The following is a 9,386-nucleotide window of genomic DNA, read 5'->3' on the forward strand; positions in this document are numbered from 1 at the left end:
TTGGTAGCTAAAAAAACAAAAAATATTTTGTTTTTTACTAATTTCTCAAAAGGGGGCAATTCACACAATATAAAATCATTAGAAAATTACAATGAGAAAAGTGCAATGGATAGACTGTTCACGACTAAAGCAAAAATAGTTTAGCTAACAGTTGTTCCCTTGAGGGGACTTTAGAGGTGTGAAATTGTAAATTACAGACTGATTATACTATTAAATACGACTAGGTTTTATAAAATACCGTTTTGTTGTTTTAAAAATGCATCCGCTTGATTTTGCATTAGTGTCCGTGCATGCTTTCGTTTGTAGTTCATCACCTCTTCTTCATCAGCAATTTCATCATAAACTCTATTATTAATAGTATTGTCTGTTTTTAAAAGGAGTTTTCGTTCTGCAATTTTTTGCATGGTCCAGGTTTTAATTGCTGTTTCTTGATCTTCTAGTTTATAATCAAATTCACCTTTTGGGGCTAAAAGTTTGGCAATGATTGGAGACGTTTCAATGGCTAAAAACAGCAGGAAAATAAAAAAGGATGGTAACCACGGTAATTCACCTAACGCTGTAATACGCGCCATGAGACCATCAAAATTATCAATCACAGGTTGTGTCTCTGCGACATTAGTGGTGTAATCCGATTGAAGTGTTGCAATTTGGGTTTCAATCGCTTCGATTTTTGTTTTAGTATCGGATTTTAGCTGTTGTAATTCAGCTAATCCAGCATCATGTTTATCGCGCTTTTCTTTATATACAGGGCCTTTGCCTAAAAGCTTAGAGCCAGCAGTGCCTTCAGCTTCTGTAATGTAAGTGTTATATAATCCATTAACTTCTGCTTCTTTTAAATCTATTTGAGCGTTTAAATCTGAAATTTCGCTTTCTAGCGTAGCAATTTTAGGACTAAACTGTTCAGCGATTTGATTTTGATTGGCGAGCGTTAAATCATTTTTTTGCTCTAATAAAACCTGATTAATTTCCTTTTCAAAAATCTTTAATTCTAAAGGCTTTGAAATGACTATGGCAATAATAAGTGCTAAGAATAGTCTTGGTGTCGCTTGAAGAATTTCGTCTAAGATATTGTCGCGTTTTTTAATGGTCGAAACAATATAGCGATCGAGATTAAAAATGAGTAAACCCCAAATGAGCCCAAAGAAAATTGAAGCATAGAGATTGTCAAAAACGGTAAAGAGCGCATAGCTAGCGGCTATAGTTGCCATTACAGCCGTAAAGAAAACGGTAGCTCCAATACCAGCATATTTGTTCTGTTCTCCAATGGAGCAGTCGTTTAATATATCGGTGTCAGCGCCAGAGCAAAGGATGAAGAATTGCTTTAACATAAGTGATTGATTTTTGATTGATTACCTATTAGAACGCTAAAAGTTTCCATTTGTTACAATAAAATACTAATTTGGATGAAAATTTGTCATCATGTAATACTTCCTATTGATGATTTCCTAACAAGTTTTACGCGAAATAACTTATAATTATAGAATAAAATTAATATATGAAAAAACAACTATTCATTAGGAAAAAACGTCAATTCCGAACCTTACTTAAGCAAATTGAAAATTTTAAAGAAGAAGGCACTTGGGATGATTTAGCGTCAAAAACTAAAACTAATCTGCTAAATAAATTAAATAGATTTTATAAAGTCTTGAAGTCGCATCTTACATTCTCTGAATGGAGGCGATGGGTATATCCAAGTTTTGCAATGCTAGGTTTTTTATCAATGTCTAATTCTCTTTCTGCACAAACAATGAACACTTTTGATACTGGTGTAGTTTTAAATGCAGATGGAGCAGAGATTAGTGTTATGGCACAAGCTTACCCTACTTTTGCTGATTTAGATGGTGATACAGATTTTGAATTATATTTAGGCCAGTTAGGAGATCCATTATTAGTTCAAAATTTCGGAGCGTTTAATCAGAGTACAATGGAATTTGGAGCACCAACAGATTTGGTGACTGCTCCAATATCGGGTTTCGTTTTTGAATACTCGGCACCTACTTTTGCTGACTTTGATGCAGATGGCGATTTAGATTTATTAGTAGGTATTTATACAGGAGAAGTACAATTATTCCTTAATGATGGCAGTGATGCTTTTACAATAGATTCAACTGTTTTAGCAAATGGAACTTCTTTATCTGTTACAGGTGAGGCTAGACCCACGGTTGTAGATTTTGATGCTGACGGTGATTTAGATTTAGTTATTGGTTTTAATGCTGGTGGTTTAATGTTTTTTGAAAATACGGCAGGCGCAGGTAATGCTATGGTTTTTAATTCAGGAGTTGCAGTTCAAGCAAATAGTGCTAATATTTCTACTGGCACCTTTACGTCACCTGTATTTGGTGACTTAGACGAAGATGGCGATTTAGATTTAATTGTTGGTAGTCAACCTGGTTTAATTGAATTTTTTGAAAATACGGCAGGTGCAGGCAGCCCTATGATATTTAATGCTAGTACTAATATACAAGTTGATGGAGCAGATCTGGATATTGGAATTTTATCTACAATTGCAGTCGTTGATTTAGATAAAGATGGTACCGAAGATTTAGTTGTAGGAAATGCAGCAGGAAAATTAACCTTTTTTAAAGGAAATAGTTCTAATTTAAGTGTTTCAGACTTTGATAGTCAAGAATTATTGCAAGTATTCCCTAATCCAGTAAAAGATGTTTTCACTATTGAAACAAGCATTGAGATCAGTAGGGTAGCGTTATTTGATATTTCAGGTAAACAAATAGACATACAAATAGCTAATACAAATGAAGTTGATATTTCTAGTTTGGCTTCGGGTATTTATCACATTAAAATCTATGATAATAACAACAGAACGACGACAAGAAAAATAATAAAAAAATAATTTTTATTTTTAACTTTTATAAGACGCTACTCTAATTTGGAGTAGCTTCTTTTTTTGTTTAAATATTTACGAAGAATGAATCCAGATCAACCTATCTCACCGTTTCAATTAGAACATACGCCTCAAGTTCCTGAGCTTTTATTTAGGTTACAATGCAGTATTGTCCTTTCTACATTTCAAGCTGGTAAAATTGTAACAATATCTCCGTTAAATGAAGATAAAATAACCCAATTGGCAAGGAATTTTAATCGGCCTATGGGTATTGCTTTTACAGGTAATTATGAAAAATTAGCAATTGCCTGTCAAAATGAAGTTATTCAGTTAAAAAACTCGGAAATACTAGCAAAGAACTATCCTAAGAAACCAAATACATATTCTAATATGTACTTTCCGATGAGCACAAATTATACCGGAAAATTAGATTTACATGATTTATCGTATGGAGCAGATAACAAGTTATTTGCTATTAATACGTTGTTTTCTTGTATTTCTACTTTTGATAATGATTACAATTTTAAGTCATATTGGAAACCCGATTTTATAACGGAATTAAAACCTGAAGATAGATGTCATTTAAATGGTATGGCTATGAAGGATGGTAAGCCAAAGTATGTTACGGCTTTTAACACTGGAAATACAGCTAAAAGTTGGCAGAAGGACTTAACAAAAACAGGTGTGTTAATAGACGTAGAAACCAATGAAATTATTTTATCTGGCTTAGGCATGCCACATACACCAAGATTTATTAACGGAAAACTGTATTTACTATTATCTGCGACTGGTCAATTGGTAGAAGTTGATATTGAAAATAAATCGTATACAGAGGTTATTAATTTAAAAGGTTTTGTAAGAGGCATGTCTTTTTACAAAGATTATTTGTTTATCGGTCTCAGTAAGTTACGTCAAAACTCGTCTAGTTTTGCACACTTAGATGTGGCAAAATTAAGTAATTATGCAGGAGTTGCTATAGTCCATTTACCAACTAAGAGTTATCAAGGATTATTAAAATACAAAACATCAGTCGATGAAATTTACGATTTAGAAGTTTTACCAGATTTTTTGCGTCCTAATATTTTAAACAATTTTACTGAAACGCATAGGCAAGCTATACTTGCAGAAGATAGCTGTTACTGGGTTGGATAATGTGATTTTTTTTAAGAAGAATTACAGTATAAAGAATTAACGGTGAGAATAAAACAATCCATATACTTAATATTAATACATAGGAAAGCCTCGAGAATCGAGGCTTAACTTATTCTATGTTATGGTTTTTGAACCTTATTAATTTAATCAGTGATAATAATAACTATAGGTGCTATCTCTGAGTCAGAACCATCTTTAATAGCAAACAGAGCAAGGTGATCATCTTTTTTTGCGTTTTCAAGATGTTTTAGGGCATCAATATCTAGCACATTATTCTTTATTTGTTGAGTTCGTTTACCAGGAATTTTAAACTTAAATTCGGTTACTTTTCCATTTTTAGTACTTAGTGTTATATCCTTAATCTCATTTCTTGTCAAAGATAATTTCCCTGATGTAATAGTTTTACCATTAACTATGGGCAAAATGCTTTCTTGTTCTTTAGGGATCTGCACCCCAACTTTTCCTTTCACTCCGATAAGAATTGGTTTCTTGGATATATAAATTAAGGGATGTTCGGTGTCTGTTTTTTGAGCGTTGATATTTAGTTTAGGATTCTTTTTTAATAAGTCAATAGCCTTATCAGATGAAATTGCTTTGCCTTCACTAAAAAAATTCGCATTGGTTTTAGCCATTCTAATTACGAGATCTAACGTTGATTCTGGTGCTGGAGGTGGCGGAGGTAAGTTATCCATTTTTACTTCTTTACCATAACGATTAAAGTAAGTCGTTTTGCCAAGACTGGTGGTGTAATAGAACGTTTCCCCATTAATATCTACACTGCCTTGGAGATCATCAGGTATTTCTATAACCTCATAAATATCACCTTCTGTTGTTTCTGCTGTTCCTACTTTATCAGGATTGGCTTTCATATAAGCATCTGTAGCTTTCTGCATTTTAGCTTTTTGCTCTGGTGTCGCATCATTTGGTATCGGAGGTGGAGGTGGGATTTGATTAATATCTACCACTTTTCCATAACGATCATAATAGGTAGTTTTTCCATTTTGTTGCGTGTAATAATATGTGGCTCCATTGATTTCTATTGGGGTAGATTTGGTATTATTAAGTACTTGTGTAGACCGAGGTGATGCTAGTGCTGGCGGAGGTGGCGGAGATTTAGGAAATGGTTCAGCATTTTTCTTCTGTTCCGTTGTCATAGATTTATAAATACGCTTGTGTTTTTCGACATCCTTGTACTTAACTATAGGGTAAGTATACTCCTTTGGGTTAGCGTCTGCCTTTTCGATAGCAGTATTTATTTTCTTAGCCCAAGCATTGTATTCTGCCACCTCTTCATCCGTTGGTTTTTCTTGGTTTTCTGCGTTTTTGTAAACGTCTTTATTGGGTGATACGCTGTTTTGACGATTAGATAATTTTACAACATACTTGCCATTAGCGTCTAATTGTGTTAAGATATCTGTACGCTTACCTTTATTATTTGCTGCAATAGCTTTTGCTTCTTCAGTAGAAATTTTTTCATCATCTAAATAGAAAGAGGCACCTTCGTTTTCCATCTCTATAATAAACTCTAAAAAGGAAGGGTTGTATATACTCTCTGTATCTCCTAAGTTTGGACCTCCTTTAGATTTTTGTTGTTTCGCAGGAGGTGGAGGTGGTGGAGGCAAAGTCGCTATTTCTTCTGCTGTTAACTCGCTACGTTTTTTATAATATGTTTTCCCATTGAGGGTAATTTGTACATAAGGTTGTATTCGTGAAATAGGTCTTTTTACTTTTGCTTTATTTTCTTTAGACATTCTAAAATATAGGCCTCCTAAATCTGAAAATAACTCATCCATTTCTTTTTGAATGTCAGCCGATTTATGGATGTAATGTGGTTCTGTAGTTCTTAAGGATTCGTAGATATCGTATTTTTTCAAATAGACTTCAACAGAAGTATTTTCCTCTGATGAATACAGATCAGGAAAAATAAAAGACAAATCAGAATCACTAACAGGAAAAGGTTGTGCATTCTGTTTTTGATTTTCTGACATTCCCCTGTAAATGCTGACATACTTTTCTAGAGTTTTCTTTTTTACAATCGGATGGTTTTGATTTTTTTCTTCAGCCAAAGTCTGTTCTAAAGTCAATTCTTTAGCCCATATATTATACGCTTCAATTTGTTTTTCTGTGATGTTTTGTTGAATAAGTGGACTATTGTTTTGAAGTTTTTCTTGTACAACTTCTACGCGTTCAGCAAAACTGTAAAAAAGAATCGCAATAATTGGCAATACTAATACCGTACTTAGCCAAATTCTGGTTTTTGAGGTTTGTGTTTTCATAACTGTAAATCGTTTTTTGATTGATGAATAATTGATGGCACTCGATAGTTGATGATTTTGAGTGTTTGATGAAAATTGTAATAAAATATGTTGATAAACTTTAGTGTCCGTTCCTTGTTCTAAAACGGCTTGGTCTGCTAAAAATTCATGATTAAGTTTTACATGATGTTTCAAAATGTAAATTAAGGGATGAAACCAAAATACAATTTGAAGCAACTCTAGAATGATAATGTCTAAACTGTGTAATTGCCTAGCGTGAGTTTCTTCGTGAAGTAAGACTTCTTTCGGAATGTTATCAGATTCATACCTTGTTTTATTAAAAAAGATATATCTAAAAAAGGAATGTGGGATTGTGTTTTCATGCAGTAAAACATAAATAAAAGAGCGCTTTTTGATGTTGTTATTCTTAGAAATCCGTCGCTGCATTTTTATAAGATTTATAATAAACCGTGATGCAAATAATAAAACACCAAATCCGTAAATTAACCAAAGCGTGGTTTCTAAATTAAAGAAAGGAACTTCTTCAATGGTTGCTTGTTCTAATGCTAATTCCATTGGAAAATATACAGGAGCAGTTTCAAATGTGGCACTTACAGGTTCTACATATTCTGTTATGGTTAAGGTAGGAATTACGAATGCCAAGATCAAAACACTTAGTAAATAGAACCGCTTAAAACGGTGCATATTCTGACGTTCTAAAAAGAGCACATAGACTAACCAAAATACACATAAACACGCTGAAAATTTTAATAAGTACGTTTCCATAATTATCGATTTTTAATTTCTGTATCTATGATTTTCTTTAACGCCTCTAACTCTTCTGTTGTTAAATCTGTTTTACGCGTAAAGAATGAAGCAAATTGCGAAGCACTATCATTAAAAAAGGTTTTAATGAGCCCGTTAACATGCTTAGAAAAATAATCTTCTTTTTTAACTAGCGGAAAATACTCTCTCGATTTACCGTAGGTTTTATAATCTACAAAGCCTTTTCCTATCATGCGTTTTAGTAAGGTCGCAATAGTTGTGGTAGCCGGTTTTGGTTCTGGGTAGATCTCTAGCAAATCTTTCATAAAAGCTTTTTCGAGCTTCCAGAGGTGTTGCATTAGTTGTTCTTCGGTTTTTGAAAGTTGCATGCTCTACGTTTTTAGAATTAACTCTACAAATGTAGAGAATAAATTTGATTCTACAAGTGTAGAGTTTAAAAATCTATTGAGTCCGTAAACAATATTTCGAATTTTTAAATGTAAAAAGCCTTATGATTTACAGTAATCATAAGGCTTTTCGTAATATTATTAGCTACTTTTAAATCACTTAATTATTTTGATAATTCAGTAAAATACTTGTAAAACCAAGGGATCGTTTCAATACCTTTAAGGTAATTCCATACTCCAAAATGCTCATTTGGTGAGTGAATAGCATCGCTGTCTAAACCAAAGCCCATTAAAATAGTTTTACTTTTTAGTTCTTCTTCAAAAAGCGATACAATAGGAATACTACCTCCACTACGTTGCGGTATTGGTGTTTTTCCGAAAGTTTGTTCGTATGCTTTTGAGGCGGCTTTATAACCCACGCTATCAATAGGAGTGACGTAACCTTGCCCACCATGATGAGGTGTAACTTTTACTTTTACACCTTCTGGTGCAATACTTTCAAAGTGCGTTTTAAATAATTCTGTAATCTCTTCCCATTCTTGATGTGGTACTAATCGCATAGATATTTTTGCATAGGCTTTACTTGCAATAACTGTTTTTGCACCTTCACCTGTATAACCTCCCCAAATACCGTTGACATCTAAAGTTGGTCTAATGGAGTTACGCTCGTTAGTAGAATAGCCTGCTTCACCATACACCGCGTCAATATCTAATGATTTTTTATAGGCGTCTAATGAGAATGGAGCTTTTGCCATTTCTGCACGTTCAGCATCCGAAAGCTCTTCAACTTTATCATAAAATCCAGGAATGGTAATATGATTATTTTCATCGTGAAGCGATGCAATCATCTTAGTTAATACATTAATTGGATTTGCTACTGCACCTCCATAAAGTCCAGAATGTAAATCTCTATTTGGTCCAGTAACTTCAACTTCAACATAACTTAAACCTCTTAAGCCTGTTGTAATTGATGGTACATCTGGTGCAATCATTCCTGTGTCTGAGATTAGAATAACATCATTCACTAATTTTTCACGATTCGCTTTTACAAATTTGGCTAAGTTTACACTACCAACTTCCTCTTCACCTTCAATCATAAACTTTACGTTACAAGGCAATTCGTTATTGGTCGTCATGTATTCCATAGCTTTAACATGCATATACATTTGACCCTTATCATCACAAGCTCCTCTAGCAAAAATAGCGCCTTCAGGATGTAATTCTGTTTTTTGAATAATAGGATCAAAAGGAGGTGAATTCCATAAATCTAATGGATCTGGTGGTTGCACGTCATAATGACCATAAACCAATATAGTTGGTAAATTTTTATCAATTATTTTTTCACCGTAAACAATAGGATAACCTTCTGTTTCGTAAATTTCGACATGGTCGCAACCCGCTTTTTCTAGACTTATTTTAATAGCATCCGCTGTTTTTAGAACATCAGATTTGTATGCAGAGTCTGCACTAATTGATGGAATTTTTAATAAATCGATAAGTTCGTTAAGAAATCGATCTTTATTATCGTTGATATAAGATTTTATAGATTGCATAATAGCGCTTTGATTTTAATCAAAAGTAGGAATTTAAAGAGGAATAAGTTAATCATGAACAAACTTTAAGAAATCATTTAGAATTCTTGAAACTTTAATATTTGTTTATTCAAACAATTGTTTATATTTGCAACCCAATATTTATTGGATAGTTGCAGGCGTGGTGGAATTGGTAGACACGCTAGACTTAGGATCTAGTGCCGCGAGGTGTGAGAGTTCGAGTCTCTCCGCCTGTACAAAGTAAGAAAGCTTCTCAATTTTGAGAGGCTTTTTTTGTTTGTTATAATTCTGTTTCTATGATGTTATAATTAAATATCTAAAATAGGATCAAGACTAAAAGTTGTGTTTAAGCAAAAATGGTTGTTAATCTAAAAAGGAAAAATTCTATATTTTTAACACCTCTAAACTGTGC

The 9,386-nt window shown here is 33.2% G+C and carries 6 protein-coding genes and 1 tRNA gene; 3 read left to right on the forward strand and 4 right to left on the reverse strand.

What is annotated here, in order from left to right; all coding sequences use genetic code 11:
* Positions 1-227: 227 nt before the first annotated feature.
* Entirely contained in the window at positions 228-1,328 is a 1,101-nt protein-coding gene (locus HM984_RS16470; protein WP_179349962.1) for a DUF4407 domain-containing protein, read from the reverse strand.
* A gap of 167 nt (positions 1,329-1,495) precedes the next feature.
* On the opposite strand from HM984_RS16470, the gene HM984_RS16475 reads away from it, so the two are divergent.
* Positions 1,496-2,851, forward strand: coding sequence for a T9SS type A sorting domain-containing protein (locus HM984_RS16475; RefSeq protein WP_179349963.1), 1,356 nt, complete (start codon positions 1,496-1,498; stop codon positions 2,849-2,851).
* A 75-nt stretch (positions 2,852-2,926) separates the two neighbouring features.
* The gene (locus HM984_RS16480) at positions 2,927-3,994 is read left to right on the forward strand and encodes a TIGR03032 family protein (RefSeq protein WP_179349964.1); all 1,068 of its coding nucleotides are present in this window, start codon (positions 2,927-2,929) and stop codon (positions 3,992-3,994) included.
* 143 nt (positions 3,995-4,137) lie between these two features.
* Here the strand turns inward: HM984_RS16480 and HM984_RS16485 are convergent, their stop codons facing one another.
* The 3 genes from HM984_RS16485 to HM984_RS16495 form a co-directional block, all read right to left on the reverse strand.
* A complete protein-coding gene (locus tag HM984_RS16485; RefSeq protein WP_179349965.1) occupies positions 4,138-7,035 on the reverse strand; it encodes a M56 family metallopeptidase in 2,898 nt (965 codons plus the stop codon).
* 2 nt (positions 7,036-7,037) lie between these two features.
* On the reverse strand, positions 7,038-7,403 hold the full coding sequence (locus HM984_RS16490; RefSeq protein ID WP_092466404.1) for a BlaI/MecI/CopY family transcriptional regulator: 366 nt from the start codon (positions 7,401-7,403) through the stop codon (positions 7,038-7,040).
* A gap of 182 nt (positions 7,404-7,585) precedes the next feature.
* Positions 7,586-8,974 carry a dipeptidase gene (locus tag HM984_RS16495; RefSeq protein WP_179349966.1) on the reverse strand — a complete coding sequence of 463 codons (1,389 nt, stop codon included), beginning with the start codon at positions 8,972-8,974 and terminating at the stop codon, positions 7,586-7,588.
* Positions 8,975-9,128: 154 nt separating this feature from the next.
* Here HM984_RS16495 and HM984_RS16500 point away from each other — a divergent pair.
* A tRNA-Leu gene (locus tag HM984_RS16500) sits at positions 9,129-9,210 on the forward strand.
* The last annotated feature ends 176 nt before the right edge of the window (positions 9,211-9,386 follow it).

Origin of the sequence: Winogradskyella pacifica (genome assembly GCF_013403915.1) — a bacterium.
GTDB lineage: Bacteria > Bacteroidota > Bacteroidia > Flavobacteriales > Flavobacteriaceae > Winogradskyella > Winogradskyella pacifica.